General features: G+C 56.1%; 11 protein-coding genes and 1 other RNA gene. 4 read left to right on the top strand and 8 right to left on the bottom strand.

Annotated features, from left to right (window positions below; all coding sequences use genetic code 11):
- Positions 1-30: 30 nt before the first annotated feature.
- Positions 31-3,474 carry a hybrid sensor histidine kinase/response regulator gene (locus AC6I6N_RS06050; protein ID WP_497943311.1) on the top strand — a complete coding sequence of 1,148 codons (3,444 nt, stop codon included), beginning with the start codon at positions 31-33 and terminating at the stop codon, positions 3,472-3,474.
- Here AC6I6N_RS06050 and AC6I6N_RS06045 read toward each other — a convergent pair.
- The 7 genes from AC6I6N_RS06045 to sstT all read right to left on the bottom strand — a co-directional run bounded on the left by AC6I6N_RS06045 (position 3,461) and on the right by sstT (position 10,509).
- The gene (locus tag AC6I6N_RS06045) at positions 3,461-4,123 is read right to left on the bottom strand and encodes a LuxR C-terminal-related transcriptional regulator (RefSeq protein ID WP_497943310.1); all 663 of its coding nucleotides are present in this window, start codon (positions 4,121-4,123) and stop codon (positions 3,461-3,463) included. The two genes, AC6I6N_RS06050 and AC6I6N_RS06045, sit on opposite strands and share 14 nt — an antisense overlap.
- A gap of 128 nt (positions 4,124-4,251) precedes the next feature.
- Entirely contained in the window at positions 4,252-5,916 is a 1,665-nt protein-coding gene (gene actP, locus AC6I6N_RS06040) for a cation/acetate symporter ActP (RefSeq protein ID WP_108727694.1), read from the bottom strand.
- Positions 5,913-6,224 (bottom strand): DUF485 domain-containing protein, encoded by a 312-nt coding sequence (locus tag AC6I6N_RS06035; protein ID WP_497943309.1) that lies wholly within the window; start codon positions 6,222-6,224, stop codon positions 5,913-5,915. The genes actP and AC6I6N_RS06035 overlap by 4 nt, the downstream gene beginning before the upstream one ends.
- Positions 6,225-6,615: 391 nt before the next feature.
- A complete protein-coding gene (locus AC6I6N_RS06030) occupies positions 6,616-7,452 on the bottom strand; it encodes a MurR/RpiR family transcriptional regulator (protein WP_094197193.1) in 837 nt (278 codons plus the stop codon).
- Between the two features lie 208 nt (positions 7,453-7,660).
- Positions 7,661-8,164 (bottom strand): nucleoside 2-deoxyribosyltransferase, encoded by a 504-nt coding sequence (locus AC6I6N_RS06025; RefSeq protein WP_121739156.1) that lies wholly within the window; start codon positions 8,162-8,164, stop codon positions 7,661-7,663.
- Between the two features lie 328 nt (positions 8,165-8,492).
- Complete coding sequence (locus AC6I6N_RS06020) at positions 8,493-9,125, bottom strand: LysE family translocator (protein ID WP_094197190.1); 633 nt, start codon at positions 9,123-9,125, stop codon at positions 8,493-8,495.
- A gap of 157 nt (positions 9,126-9,282) precedes the next feature.
- Positions 9,283-10,509 (bottom strand): serine/threonine transporter SstT, encoded by a 1,227-nt coding sequence (sstT, locus tag AC6I6N_RS06015; protein ID WP_094197189.1) that lies wholly within the window; start codon positions 10,507-10,509, stop codon positions 9,283-9,285.
- 144 nt (positions 10,510-10,653) lie between these two features.
- On the opposite strand from sstT, the gene ssrA reads away from it, so the two are divergent.
- Positions 10,654-11,015, top strand: a transfer-messenger RNA (tmRNA) gene (gene ssrA / locus AC6I6N_RS06010).
- Positions 11,016-11,131: 116 nt separating this feature from the next.
- On the top strand, positions 11,132-11,755 hold the full coding sequence (locus tag AC6I6N_RS06005; RefSeq protein ID WP_094197150.1) for a glutathione S-transferase family protein: 624 nt from the start codon (positions 11,132-11,134) through the stop codon (positions 11,753-11,755).
- Between the two features lie 87 nt (positions 11,756-11,842).
- On the opposite strand, the gene AC6I6N_RS06000 is transcribed toward AC6I6N_RS06005, so the two are convergent.
- Entirely contained in the window at positions 11,843-12,496 is a 654-nt protein-coding gene (locus AC6I6N_RS06000) for an FMN-binding negative transcriptional regulator (protein ID WP_094197149.1), read from the bottom strand.
- Positions 12,497-12,601: 105 nt separating this feature from the next.
- Here AC6I6N_RS06000 and pdxR point away from each other — a divergent pair, with 105 nt between their 5' ends.
- Positions 12,602-14,110 carry a MocR-like pyridoxine biosynthesis transcription factor PdxR gene (gene pdxR, locus AC6I6N_RS05995; RefSeq protein WP_094197148.1) on the top strand — a complete coding sequence of 503 codons (1,509 nt, stop codon included), beginning with the start codon at positions 12,602-12,604 and terminating at the stop codon, positions 14,108-14,110.
- The last annotated feature ends 30 nt before the right edge of the window (positions 14,111-14,140 follow it).

Below are 14,140 nucleotides of genomic sequence, written 5' to 3'. Positions count from 1 at the left end.
CGCGTTATACCAAAGTAGGAGACAGTGCAGATGACGCCAGCTTGGGTCGTGTTGGCTTCCTTGATTTACGCCGCCATCTTGTTCGCCATTGCCTGGTTCGGAGACAGGAATCCTTTGTATACCCAGCGCCCTTGGCTTCGACCCACGGTCTACAGCCTGGCCTTGGCTGTGTACTGTTCTTCCTGGACCTTTTATGGTGCGGTCGGCTCGGCCGTGCGCTATGGCATTGGTTTTTTGCCTATTTATTTAGGCCCCATGCTGATGCTGCTGTTTGGCTGGCGGATTATTGAACGCCTGGCGCTGGTGGCTCAATCCCAGAATACGGTGTCCATTGCGGACTTCATGGCCAGTCGTTATGGGCGTTCGCAGCGTTTGGCGGCGATGGTGGCGGGGATTGCTGTGGTGGCTGCCGTTCCGTATCTGGCCCTGCAATACAAGGCGGTCGCCTTGAGTTTGAGTGTGCTGGCAGGGACGGAATTTCATGTGGGCCTATTAGGTGATCCGGCCTTGTATGTTGCCGTTTTGATGGCCTTGTTTGCCATCCTGTTTGGAACACGGCAAGTGGATGCCACTGAACATCGACCGGGCTTGATGCTGGCAGTGGCGTTTGAGTCGGTGGTGAAACTGGTGGCGTTGGTTGCCGTTGGTGTGTTCGCGTTTCGCTGGTTTGGGGAGGCCGAACTCAATATGGTGGGAGCGGTCACCACCTTGTTCGAGAACAGTCCCCCCGTGGGCTTTGTCGGGCAGACCTTGCTGGCTTTTGCCGCCATTATTTGCTTGCCCCGTCAATTCCATGTGGCCATTGTTGAATGTGGGGATGTGGTGGATATACGGCGGGCGCGCTGGTTGTTCGGCGCGTATCTGGTGCTGGTCAGCGTGATGGTTGTGCCCATTGCTGCGGCAGGTGTCAGCTTGTTTGGTGTCGGGGGCGAGGGGGTGGCACCCGATAGCTTTGTGCTGGCCTTGCCCTTGTCGCAAAACCAGGTGGGCCTGGCCTTGATGGTTTATATAGGCGGTTTTTCGGCAGCAACCGGCATGGTGATTGTGACCAGCGTAGCGCTCTCGACCATGGTCAGTAATGACTTGGTGATGCCCTTGTTGCTGCGCCGAGGTTGGGCGCAATACCAGCAAAGCACAGTCGCTTCCACGGTGTTATGGATACGTCGTGTTGCCATCATGGCGCTGGCCGGTGTGGCTTACGGCTATTACATGCTCAGCGGCAGCGACACGACCTTGGCTGCCTACGGTTTGATGGCTTTTGTGGCGGTCGCGCAGTTTGGGCCGGGCTTGATCGGTGGCTTGTATTGGCGCGGTGCCAGTCGGCAAGGGGTGGAGGCCGGTCTTTTATTGGGCTTTGCCATCTGGGTTTATACCTTGCTCCTGCCAACGCTGACCGAGGTTGGTTTGTTGGCAGATGACTGGTTGCATCAAGGGCCTTTGGGACTGTCCTGGCTGCGCCCTTATCAGTTGTTTGGCGTAGAAGGCTGGGACCCGCTGACGCATGGCACTTTCTGGTCCTTGCTGTGCAATATCAGCGCATTTTTGTGGGTTTCGTGGCGTCGACGTCCGGGCTTGGGAGAACGTTTGCGTGCCGAGCCTTTTCTGGATCCTTATGCAGAGCGACAGACGCTGGCGGCCCGGCATTCTTATGGGGATCTGTCGGTACACGATTTACTGGTATTAGCGGAACGGATTGTCGGCAAAAAAATGGCGCGTCGTGCTTTTGAGACGCAGGCCAGGCAGGTCAAGCAAGTGCTGGAACCTGGTCTGCGGGCTGATAGTGCCTGGGTGCATTTCACCGAATTGCTATTGGCGGCAGCGGTGGGGGCGGCGTCTGCGCGTTTGGTGCTGACCAGTGCCTTGCGTGGTTCGGGCATGGAAGTGGCCGCCATCATGGCCGTACTGGACGAGGCGGGGCAGGAGCTGCGCTTCAATCGGGATATTTTGCTGGCTACGCTGGAAAATATTGATCAGGGCGTCAGCGTGGTGGATGCGGACATGCGTCTGGTTGCCTGGAATCAGCGCTACCAGCAGTTGTTCGATTATCCATCCAGCATGCTGTATGTGGGCCGCTCTGTGGCGGACCTGATTCGCTTTAATGCCGAGCGGGGCAAGGTCGATGGCGTGGAAAGCATAGGGGTGGAACAAGCCATAGAACGTCGTATTCAGTTCATGCGCGAAGGCTCTTCCTATGTGACTCAACGCATGTTGAATGACAAGCAGGTGATCGAGCTGCGGGGGCGACCTTTGCCGGGGGGCGGTTACGTCACCAGCTATAGCGATATCACGCAGTACAAGCGCGTGGAGCGCGAATTGCGCGAAATGAATGATAGCCTGGAGCAGCGCGTTGCGGTGCGTACACAAGAGGCGGAAAAAGCCCAGGAGTCCCGTACCCGTTTCCTGACGGCGGTCAGCCATGATGTGCTGCAACCGATTAATGCGGCGCGTCTGTTTGCCTCGGCATTGCGCGATACTCACGACCTTGCAGAGATGCCTAATCTGGCCGAGCGGGTCGACACTTCTTTGCGTACGGCGGAAGAATTGCTGGAGGGTCTGCTGGATATTTCCCGTCTGGATGCTGGGGCCTTGAAGCCGGATTTGGGCGTGATCGATGTTCAGCACTTGCTGCAGCATTTGGCGGATCAATATGCGGCCATGGCGGCTCGGCGTGGTATCCAACTGCGGGTTCATGCACGACCTTTGCAGGTGTATAGCGACCATCGCTTGCTGCGTCGGGTGCTGCAAAATTTCCTGGCCAATGCCTTGCGATATACGCAGGAGGGGAGGGTGGTGTTTGGTGTGCGGGTTCGGGGTAAGGAACTGGAGTTTCAGGTTTGGGATTCAGGACAGGGCATTCCGTCTCATCATATTCAGCAGATTTATGCAGAGTTTCATCGCTATGAGCAAGCCTTCGATTGGGATGGTCGTGGCCTTGGGTTGGGCTTGTCTATCTGCCAACGTATTGCCGTCCTGTTGGGACACACGCTGGATGTGCGATCCCAAGTGGGGCGCGGCAGCATGTTTTCCATCCGTGTTCCCTTGAGCCAGGCTACCGAACCTGGCAGCTATCCAAATAACGAGTCCAGCAAGCCTGCAGACGGCCTGCCCTTGACGGGCTTGCGGGTACTTTGCCTGGATAATGATCTGGATATTATGGCGGGTATGGAAGTGCTGTTGGGTCGGTGGGGAGCGCAAATCATTACCGCCAATACGGTCGATGGTGCTTTGGAAAAAATCGACTTGTATCCCGATGTCTTGCTGGTGGATTACCACTTGCATGATCGATTGGACGGCTTGCAGGCACTGCAATTATTGCGCTTGCATTTGCCCCATGCGCAAGGTGCTTTGTTGACGGCCGATGGAAGTGATGAGTTGAAAGCGGCAGCTCGGCAATATGGTTACCTGGTGCTGACCAAACCGGTCAAGCCCGCTTCGTTGCGCGCTTTTTTGGCCGCCCAAATTAAAACGTATTAGCGTCTTGGGGCTCATCCTGGTTCAGGCCAAGGTGACTGGCCATCAAGACGGCCTGGGTACGATTGGAGGCACCCAATTTGCGCAAAATAGCCGTCATGTGAGCCTTGATGGTGGCCTCCGAGACGTTCAGCTCGTAGGCAATCTGCTTGTTCAGTTGGCCTGTGCTGAGCATTTGCAGCACGCGGAATTGTTGTGGGGTCAGTTCGCGCAATTTCGCGGCCACTTCGCGTTCGTCCAGGCTGATGCCAGGGGCACAAGAGCCGATTTCTGGCAGCCAGGTGCCGCCGTCCAGAACTACCTGCAAGGCCACGCCCAGGGTGTGGGAGTCAATAGATTTGGGGATGAAGCCCATGGCGCCGTGATCCATGGCGCGGCGCATGAAGCGGGCTTCTTCATGGGCGGTGACCAGAATGATGGGCAGGGAGGGATAGGTTGCGCGCAAATGAACCAGCGCACTGAACCCGATTGCCCCTGGAATATCCAGATCCAGCAAGAGCAGATCGGCGTCCGGATGGTCGTCGACCAGGGGATATAAATTGGAGATGCGATCCGCTTCGTAGATGGCCGTGCCGGGAAACAGGCTGGCTACGACGCCTCGTAATGCTTCACGAAACAGCGGGTGATCGTCAGCAATGAGCAGTTCATTCATGTGAGGATTATGCCATGTTCACGTTTCTGTCATAGTGCTTGTCAGGATGAGCTGCACATTCGTAAAAACAGGGCACCGAAATGCCCTGTTTTCTGTTCCTGCATGCTGATCAAATCAGCGTAAAAGCCTTAGTGAGCGCTGGCGCTGGCAGCACCAATGCCGGTTTGACTGCGTACGGTCAGAGCCTCGAAGGCTTCTCGTTCCTGGGTAGCGCGGGCGCTGTTATCCAGGGTCGAGAAGAGCCAGATCGAGAAGAAAGCCAGCGGGATGGACAGGATGCCAGGGTTAGGGAAAGGCGTGATGGGCTCGGCAAAACCGAATACATCCACCCACACCGTGCTGCTCAAGACCACCCACACTGTGGCGGTGACCAGACCCAGGAAGCCGCCAATCGTGGCGCCCCGTGTGGTGCAGCCACGCCAGGCAATCGACAGCACCAGAACCGGGAAGTTGGCACTGGCGGCAATGGCAAAGGCCAGGCCCACCATGAAGGCGACGTTCTGGTTCTCAAAAATAATGCCCAGCAAAATCGCCAGTACACCCAGCACCACCGTGGAGATACGCGAAATGCGCATCTGGTCTTTTTCGGTTGCGCGTCCTTTGGCGATGACGTTGGCGTACAAGTCATGCGAAATAGCTGCGGCACCAGCCAGAGCCAAGCCTGCGACCACAGCCACAATGGTTGCGAAGGTTACCGCTGCCAGAAAGCCCAGCAACAGGTTGCCGCCTACGGCATTGGCCAGATGAACCGCCACCATATTGGTGCCACCAATCAGATTGGTCAGCATGTTGAAAGAGCCATCCGGGCCAGTCTGGAAGTACTCGGGGTGCTTGACCAGCAAGGCGATGGCACCGAAACCGATGATGAAGGTCAGCAGGTAGAAGTAGCCAATAAAGCTGCTGGCGTAGATCACGGATTTGCGAGCTTCCTTGGCATCGGCCACGGTGAAGAAACGCATCAGGATATGGGGTAGGCCAGCGGTACCGAAGGCCAGCGCAATCCCCAGGGACAGCACGTTCAGCGGGTTGCTGCTGACGGCAGCGCCGGGCTCAAGAATGGCGTGCCCGGTGGGGTGCGTTTCCACGGCTGCGGCCAGCATGGCATCGACATCCCAGTAGAAAGCGGCCAGAACCAGAATCGTCATCAGCGTCGCACCGAACAGCATCAGGACAGCTTTGATGATTTGTACCCAGGTGGTGGCCGTCATGCCGCCAAAGGTGACGTAAATCATCATCAGCGAGCCTACGATGACAACGGCCACGTTGTAGTCCAGACCAAACAACAGCACGATCAGTTTGCCGGCGCCTACCATTTGCGCGATCAGGTATAGGGCAATGATCAGCAGCGAGGCGCTGGCCGCCAGAATCCGCATGGGGTTCTGGGACAGGCGAAACGAGGTCACGTCAGCAAAGTTGTAGCGGCCCAGATTGCGCAGGCGCTCGGCAATCAGAAACATCACAACCGGCCAGCCGAACATGAAACCGATGGCGTAAATCATGCCGTCAAAACCGCTGACGTACACCATGCCTGCAATCCCCAGGAAGGAGGCGGCGGACAGATAGTCCCCGGCAATGGCCAGGCCGTTTTGAAAGCCGGTCAAACCGCCACCGGCGGTATAAAAGTCTGACGTGGTGCGTGTGCGGCGGGCCGCCCACCAGGTAATGCCCATAGTCCCGGCAATAAAGATCAGGAACATGACAATGGCAGAGGTATTGGCCTGGCCGGGCGAGGCCGCCATGGCATTGCCGCTGGCCAGACTGAACAGGCCCAGGCTCAGAAGGAATGTCTTCATGTCACGTCCTTCATGATTTGAGCCAGCAAGGGGTCATACACCTTGTTGGAAATGTAGACGAAGGCGGACACCAGCACGACGGCGCTCAGCAGCACAATGACAGCGCTCAGTACGCCGATGGTCATGGTCATGGCGCCAACGGAGCGGCTGAACAGTTCGGGATCAAAGGCCAGGGTCAGGATAAAACCGGCGTACACAATCACGGTCAAGCCGAAAAAGATCAGACTCATGCGGTTGCGTTTTCTAAGCAGCTCTTGATAGGCAGGGTGCTGGGTGACTGCCGTCACGACAGTATTGGCTGAGCTCATTCTTATGTCTCCTTATGGGGTTTGATGATTCTTGGCATCGAGGCTCTCTAAACACGGCGTGTACAGAGAGTTGGCGCTTGCGGGCGCTCTGTGTACAGCATGTATAGAACGAATCAACGTTTCCCAATAGGCGACTTTGGTCGTAGATGGGGGGCGAAGGCTCTGGTTTCGGAGCCTTGATTTGGCTGGACGGCGGCACGGCATTGCGCCGTAATCGACAAGCGATGCTGGTTTTTTTTGGGAGGAAGGTGGTCTTATATCGTGTGAGGAAAAGAATGCGATATTTCAATCGGCGAGGGGAAGTAAATGACGCAGGATCCTTGCAGGTACAAGATTTGCCTCTCCTGCCCTGAGTCGGTCGCAGAGATTCAAAAGAACGCGCTTTTTTTGCTCAAAACAGCGCTTCAGCGGCGGCAAGCTCTTGTGCCGATTCATCGCGGCGGTCGGCACCACGCACTTTCAGTACTTCGGACAGGAGAAGATGGGACAGGCTGGCAACGGCCACCGAATTATCAGGTAACTGTTCACGTCCGGGCTGGCAGGGTAGGGACCAGCGGGTCTTGGGCCGCTGTTTGTAATCCTGGTCGGTGATCAGCACGATGTCCGCACAGCGTGCTTCCAGGTGCTGGATCAGCTCCGGCATTGGGCTGGCGCGTGGATGCAAATCAAAAATAATGAGCACATCCTGGTGCTGGATGTCAGTCAGGTATTCGGAGACTGTCTGACCTGCTCCGGGGATGAGTCTGACCCCCGGCATGAACTTGGACAAATGCCAATGGAAATGCCCGGCCAGAAAGTAGTTTGCCTGCAAACCTATCAGCCAAACCTGCCGCGCACGACTGATAGCCTGGCTGGCTTCCAGTAGTGCCGACTGGGACAGATGCCGGTAGGTGTTGCCCAGCTTGCTATAGCTTTCCTGCAGGTGCGAGTGCAAGGTTGTCTCACCCGGAGACAGAGGCGAGTTGACGGGGGTGAAAGAATCATCTGTTCTTTCCGAGCGAATCTGTTTGCGTGCCGCTTCGTAGTTGGCGTATTCCAGGCGGCGGATCAGGCGTGTGACCGTGGCATTGGACACTTGGGCCAGGCTGGCCAGCTCCGAGGCGTTGTAGCTGGACAGATCCCCCGAAAAATCCAGTGTGAATTGGGCCAGACGTCGCTCGGAAGCGGGGAGGTCACTAAGGATGGCGCGTACGCGGTCAAGAAAAGAGATGTTGCTGGTGTCTGGCATGGTACTGGGCGTAGCCCTGTTTTTTTGAGTCAAGAAAAGCGGGTGATGCGGGGGGCTTATTATGCAGCTCGTGGGTATTGCTTGTAGGTCTCAAGGCCTCATCCTACCAGAGAATCTACGGCGTTTAATTTCGCTGGGGTTCGTTTAATTTCAAGCCTGTTTGAGAGTTTATCCTTGATTGCTAAGCAGAACTTTCTCTGCGTGTGAATCAGCCGATGGCTTTGAAATAGTCCTGCGCAGCGATCAAGGCATCGGTAAACGTGCCATGTACAAACTCCGTGCTGATTGCCACCATCAAGTTCGAGGGCAGGCCAAAATCCTCAATTAGTGCGCCATTACGATCGCGCCATATCTGGGTGGCCGGGTCCAGTACGACCGGGCTGTAGTGTTCGCGCACGGTATCCAGAACCGTATCGGCGGTAGAACGGTAGGTGAAAACAGGCAAACCCTGAGCCACGGCATAGCCAATTTCAAAGGCGGTGCCAGTATCAATTTCCGCACCTCGAAAGGGCGTGATATTGGCCAGTACTGCATCGGCCTGATCCAGCAGGCGGATATTGTGATGATAGATGGAGGAGGCTTCGATTTCTTCCTGATCAACGGGATGCAAGGGTTTGAAGCCAAAGTCTCGTACCAATTGCTTGTGCAGTGTGGCACGCTCGGCGGCATCGCTGAAAAACACGTCAGGACCCGCTAAATAGATACGCTTCATCTTGACTCCTTGTTGCATCGGGCTAAGTGGAAAACCATACCGGTCCAGGCGCTAAGCCTTGGTATACCGGAGTTCGTGAGGATATGGCGACATTGAAACCGTAGCAGGGCATTCGGGGTGGCCACCTGAATGATGATATACGATCCCATCGGCCTGAACATGGTGCCGGGTGCAGGTATCTGGTCCGGTTTTGTGCTTTGTCGTTTTGCCTGTTGCTGCTGCGTCATGGATGGTGATGGGCCAGCTTCGTAGCTGGCAAGGCCGGGTTGCCACACAAGAAAAAGGGACCAGTTCAGGTCCCTTCTTGCCTTGCAAAGCGTTGTGAGCCTTAGTTGGAGTTGCTGCGTCGATACAAGCTCAAAGCAATCCCCAGACCTGCCAGCATGCCTGCGCAGCCCCGGTTTAACCAACGCATGGCCTGGCCAGAAAGCAGCCGCATGGCGTGATGACCGCCTACGGCGTATACCGTCATCAGGGCAATATCAATGAGGGCCGTGACCAGTGCCAGTGTGATGTACTGGGCTGCAATGGCCTCTTCTGGGCGGATGAATTGTGGCAGAAAAGCCGAGAAGAACAGTAATCCTTTAGGGTTGGATAAAGCCACCAGCAAGGAGCGTAGGAAGGCGGTGCGACCTGACAGGGTATTGCTCAAGGGAGCTCCTGTCTGGATGGTTCGGACAGGGGCGTGCCACAGTCCATAGGCCAGGTACAGCAGGTAGGCCGCACCGATCCATTTTACGACCGAGAAGAGTTGTTCAGAGGCAAGCAGCAGTGCTCCCAGTCCACCGCCTACGGCGGCGATCAGAATCAGGTCCGAGAGCGCTGCACCCGCAATACCGCAGGCCGCGATTCGTTTTCCCCCATGAGCGCCATTATTCAGGGCCAGCAGCATCGTCGGTCCCGGAATGACGGTGACAGCCGCGACGGCAACGATATACAGAGAAAGACTGGCTACATCCACGAAGACTCCTTGATAAGCACCTGACTGCGCAGCATCTGGCAGATGCCCACACCCCAAAGTACGGTGACTGGTGTCTGGGCTGAGGCAATCGGGTTCGGATTACATACAAAAAAAAGCCAGCCTGACTGGCTGGCCCCTTGTGCGTCAAGGTGTCAAATCAGGCACGGCCAGGTTCAAGTGTGGCTGCGGCAGTAAACAGCACATCCGTCGAGGAGTTCAACGCCGTTTCGACTGAGTCTTGCACCACTCCAATCACAAAACCGACGCCCACAACTTGCATGGCGATATCGTCGGTAATGCCGAACATATTGCATGCTAATGGAATTAGCAGCAACGAGCCACCGGCCACGCCAGAAGCACCGCAGGCCGCAACTGTGGCCACCAGACTGAGCAGTAGGGCAGTGGGCAGGTCAGCCTGAATGTTCAGTGTGTGTACAGCGGCCAGTGTCAGCACCGTAATTGTGACAGCAGCGCCAGCCATATTGATGGTGGCACCCAATGGAATTGAAACGGAGTACGTGTCTTTATTCAGCCCCAGACGTTCGCACAATGCCATGTTCACGGGGATGTTGGCGGCAGAACTGCGGGTGAAGAAAGCCGTGATGCCGCTTTCACGCAGGCAGGTAAAGACCAGCGGGTAGGGGTTGCGACGCAACTTGGCAAATACGATCAGGGGGTTGACGATCAGGGCCACCGCCAACATGCAGCCTACCAGCACGATCAGCAGCAGGCCGTATTGGCGCAGGGCATCAAAGCCAGACTCTGCAACGGTTACAGCCACTAAACCAAAGATCCCCAACGGCGCAAAGCGAATCACCAGTCGTACCAGGGAAGAGACCGAGTTGGCCATATCAGTGAGCAGGTCACGAGAGCTTTGTGAACCATGTTTCAAGGCCAGGCCCAAGGCAATGGCCCACGCTAAAATGCCCATGTAATTGGCGGTAAGCAAGGCATCAATCGGGTTCACCACAATATTGGTCAACAGATCCAGCAGCACCTCGGTGATATCGCTGGGCGGATTCAGTGTGGTGTCGGCCAGATCCAGTTTGAGTTTGACGGGGAAGGCGAAACTGGCGATCACGGCAACCAGTGCGGCCAGAAAGGTGCCCATCACGTACAAGAGCAAAATAGGGCCCATGCGGCTGGAGGACTGAGCTTTTTGATTGGCGATAGAGGACATCACCAGCACAAACACCAGAATCGGTGCTACCGACTTCAAGGCAGAGACAAACAATTGGCCCAGCAAGGCGATCGACTGCGCAGCTGCCGGTGCAAAGTGCCCCAACAAAATACCGGCGATCAAACCGATCACAATTTGAGTAACAAGACTGCCGTGCAGGATAAAGCCTAACGGGCCTCTGGCTTGACTGGCGGGATGGGTCATGGAAAGCGACTCCAGACAAAAGGGTAGGTGTGACGTACGTGAAAAACGCCCTGGCGAGGACTCAGCCAGAGCGCGGAAGACGGTTATTCTAGCACCAGGCGCTATACATTTTGTAGCCGATGTGGTATGGTTACTAATCCACATGGGGTCGACATGGCTTCGACGTGGGTCAAGAAGCAGCACAGGGCGTGTCGAGCACCAGTACGCTCGTAAATCCACTGGAAAACTACAAACGCCAACGACGAGCGTTTCGCTCTAGCCGCTTAAGGCTGGGCCACTGCACTAATTTGTCTTTGGGTTAGGTAGGGCAACCTACAGCAGTGTTATTTACAAAGAATCGAATCGGCCTGTGCCACGTAGTCCGGTTCTAAAACTTAGTGGATCGCCAAGGAAAGGCCTGTCAATTGGCATAGTCCAAGGTTAAAACTTAAAATTAATTGACTACACATGTAGAACTGTCTGTGGACGGCTTGCGGACGGGGGTTCAATTCCCCCCGACTCCACCAAGAAATCCCAAGAAACCCAACAGCGTAACGGCTGTTGGGTTTTTTGTTTTCTGCTTGCTCAACAACGCTTTAGGGTCATAATAATCCCTTCATTTACAACACAAGAGGGGATCAATATGTCTCGTTGGGTGTTCTATTGCGCGCCAGGGACCTGCGCGCTTGCCACTCATATTGCACTGCATGAAGCAGGGGCAGACTTTGATGTGGTCAAGCTGGATTTTGGTGCCAATCAACAGCAAAGCCCGGAGTTTCTGCGTGTCAATCCCAAGGGGCGTGTTCCGGCACTGGTGACAGAGCAGGGAACATTGACAGAAACCCCGGCTTTGCTGGCTTTTGTGGCACAGAGCTTTCCGGCTGCCAAGCTGGCACCGTTGAATGATCCTTTTGCATTCGCTCGTATGCAGGAGCTGCACAGCTACCTGGCATCCACGGTGCACGTGGCTCACGCGCACAAGCGTCGTGGCTCTCGTTGGGTCGATGATCCTGCTGTGGAAGAAGCCATGCGCGCCAAGGTGCCGCAAAACATGACGGCGTGTGCGGCTTATCTGGAATCCTTGATTGTTGGTCCCTGGGCGTTGGGCGAGCAATTCAGTGTGGCCGATGCGTATCTGTACACCGTGGGTGGCTGGCTAGAGGGGGATGCCGTTGATATGAGCCAATTCCCTAAACTAAGTGCCTATCTGGAGCGGGTGGGCGCGCGCGAGGCTGTGCGTAAGGCCGTGGCCGAGGCCGCTGCCTGAGCACGTTGCTACCTTGGGGAGTCTCACAGGCTCATTCAGGGCTCAAACAATAAACCTAAGCTTATTCGTTGCAGGGGAGCGGTTTTTCTAGGCCTTGCTCTCCTGCACCTGTTTTTCTGCTGCCACCGCCTGCATCGCGCTGCCAATGAAATCGTCCCCTTGGCGGATTAAGGCTGCTGATGCCGCCTCCACATCCCGAGCCTCTTTATTCTGACTGAGCTTGGTTTTGCCGATCAGGCTAGTGATCTCAATTTCAATCCCGACGATGGCTTTGAGCATGGCGTCGATATAGTCCTTGGGCCCATCCGTCATCTTCCAGGGCACGGGCTGGCTGGCTTCGTGGATGCGGGTCAAGCGCGCCACGGCACCGCGAACATAGCGTTCCTCATCGCGTATCGTCACCTGCCCATAGGCATGGGCCACGATGTAGTTCCAGGACGGGACTTGCTTATGTGTTTCCAGCTTGCTGGGAAACCATTGCGGAGAGATATAGGCGTCCCCTGCTCGGAATATCACCATCACTTCGTCGCCGTTCTCCAGGTCTTGCCATACGGGGTTGTTTCTGGCGACGTGACAGTGCAATACCCCTTGTGCGCCTTCTTTGGGATGCAGCATGAAGGGCAGGTGATTCGCACTTAAACCACTTTTGCCATTGGCGACCAGAATGCCCAACGGATGCTGGGCGATCAGCTCGTGCAGTGGTTCAGGTCGGGATTCATTGAAGTGTGCGGGGATATACATCGTCGTCTGTCTGGGCTTGGGATTGAGGATCAATGTGTCTATTATTGGTCTATTCTGGCTCATTGAACTGTGCCAGTTTGGTGCTATTTTCATGGACCACAAACAATGTCTCGTACCGCCCATAATCCGAAGATTCCTTCCCTTGGTGAGCTGGATCGAAGCGCAGGCACCCTGGGGCGTCAGCTAGCGCAGAAGCTGCGCGAAGCAGTAAAAAACGGTGCGCTCAAACCGGGTGAATCCTTACCGTCCACGCGAGCCTTGGCGGCATCCTTGGGTGTGGCCCGTGGCACGGTCGTGGAAGCTTTCGAGCAATTGATTGCCGAAGGTTTTTTGGAGTCCTTGCCGGGCGTAGGCACTTATATCGCCCCGTCGCTGGGCCATCCCAAGGATGCCGCCAAGAAGCGCAGGGCGGCATCGCTGCCTGCCCAGCCTGCGCCACCCGCTGCCCAGCCATTCAATACGGTTGCGGCTCAATTCCAGCCTTTGCCGTCAGCCCCGTTTGCTGTGTCGATTCCCTTGGGTGCTGCTGCACCCGGACCTATCTGGCGACGCTTGGGAAATCGTTTGCGGGCACATGGTCAGGGCGCGCCAGGTGGCTATGGTGATCCTCAGGGTGCCTTGCCTTTACGGGAAGCCATCGCGGAATACGTGCGCCGTTCCCGCTCGGTACGCTGTGAGGCCGAGCAGGTAATTGTGACAACGGGCACTCAGCAAGGTTTGTTTCTGGCTTGTCTGGTCTTGATGAGCAGGCAGGATTTCGCCTGGGTAGAGAACCCGGCTTATCCTGGCATTACCGCGATTTTGAATACGGTAGGTTCGCCGGAACGTATGGTTCGTGTGCCTGTGGATGAAGAGGGGCTGGATGTGGCTGCGGGCATACGCTTGCAAGCCGATGCGCGGGTCGCCTTTGTGACTCCTTCGCATCAATACCCTTTGGGCATGCCCATGAGCATGGCACGACGCAATGCCTTGCTGGCGTGGGCACGCGATAAGTCCGCCTGGGTTGTTGAGGATGATTACGACAGCGAGTTCCGCTACTGCGGCCATCCTTTTCCTGCCATGCAGGGCCTGGACCCGGAGCGAGTGATCTATCTTGGAACCTTTAGCAAGGTGCTGTTTCCCTCGCTACGTCTGGGCTATGCGATTGTGCCGCCACCGTTGGTACAGGCTTTTTGCGGAGCGCGAGTCCTGCTGGATCGGCATCCGCCCAGTGCAGACCAGCATGTCCTGGCCAGCTTTATTGCAGAGGGGCATCTGGAGCGGCATATTCGGCGTATGCGTGGGGTCTACACTCAATGTCGCAACCATCTTTTTGAGATTGTGCGTGATGTCTTGCCTGATGATTTGACGCGTCTGCAACCCAGCGATCAAGGGATGCACTCGGTCTTGTGGTTGACCGCACAGATTGACGATGTGGCGGTGGCGCAGCGGGCCATGAAAGAGGGCGTGGCCGTGCGTCCTGTCTCTGCCATGTATCACGCCGGTGAGGGGCCCCCAGGGCTGCTTTTGGGCCTGAGTGCGTTCAGTCCAGAGCAAATGAAGGAAGCGGCGCAGAAACTGGCGCGCATTATTTCTGAGCAGGCTCGACCTTCCAAGACCAAAAGAACGCCTTGAGTTCGATTCTCTTGATAAGTCTGTTGCAAA

It is taken from the genome of Alcaligenes sp. LTN-3, from assembly GCF_059735605.1.
The sequence above is the reverse complement of the archived record's forward strand: the minus strand, read 5'-3'. Positions and strand labels throughout refer to the sequence as shown.

Excerpts from the sequence above, each read along its gene's own strand:
- AC6I6N_RS06045 (WP_497943310.1), bottom strand. The coding sequence starts at position 4,123 with ATGAATGAACTGCTCATTGCTGACGATCACCCGCTGTTTCGTGAAGCA.
- AC6I6N_RS06000 (WP_094197149.1), bottom strand. The coding sequence starts at position 12,496 with ATGTATATCCCCGCACACTTCAATGAATCCCGACCTGAACCACTGCAC.
- AC6I6N_RS06005 (WP_094197150.1), top strand. The coding sequence starts at position 11,132 with ATGTCTCGTTGGGTGTTCTATTGCGCGCCAGGGACCTGCGCGCTTGCC.
- actP (WP_108727694.1), bottom strand. The coding sequence starts at position 5,916 with ATGAAGACATTCCTTCTGAGCCTGGGCCTGTTCAGTCTGGCCAGCGGC.
- pdxR (WP_094197148.1), top strand. The coding sequence starts at position 12,602 with ATGTCTCGTACCGCCCATAATCCGAAGATTCCTTCCCTTGGTGAGCTG.
- AC6I6N_RS06025 (WP_121739156.1), bottom strand. The coding sequence starts at position 8,164 with ATGAAGCGTATCTATTTAGCGGGTCCTGACGTGTTTTTCAGCGATGCC.
- AC6I6N_RS06035 (WP_497943309.1), bottom strand. The coding sequence starts at position 6,224 with ATGAGCTCAGCCAATACTGTCGTGACGGCAGTCACCCAGCACCCTGCC.
- sstT (WP_094197189.1), bottom strand. The coding sequence starts at position 10,509 with ATGACCCATCCCGCCAGTCAAGCCAGAGGCCCGTTAGGCTTTATCCTG.
- AC6I6N_RS06030 (WP_094197193.1), bottom strand. The coding sequence starts at position 7,452 with ATGCCAGACACCAGCAACATCTCTTTTCTTGACCGCGTACGCGCCATC.
- AC6I6N_RS06050 (WP_497943311.1), top strand. The coding sequence starts at position 31 with ATGACGCCAGCTTGGGTCGTGTTGGCTTCCTTGATTTACGCCGCCATC.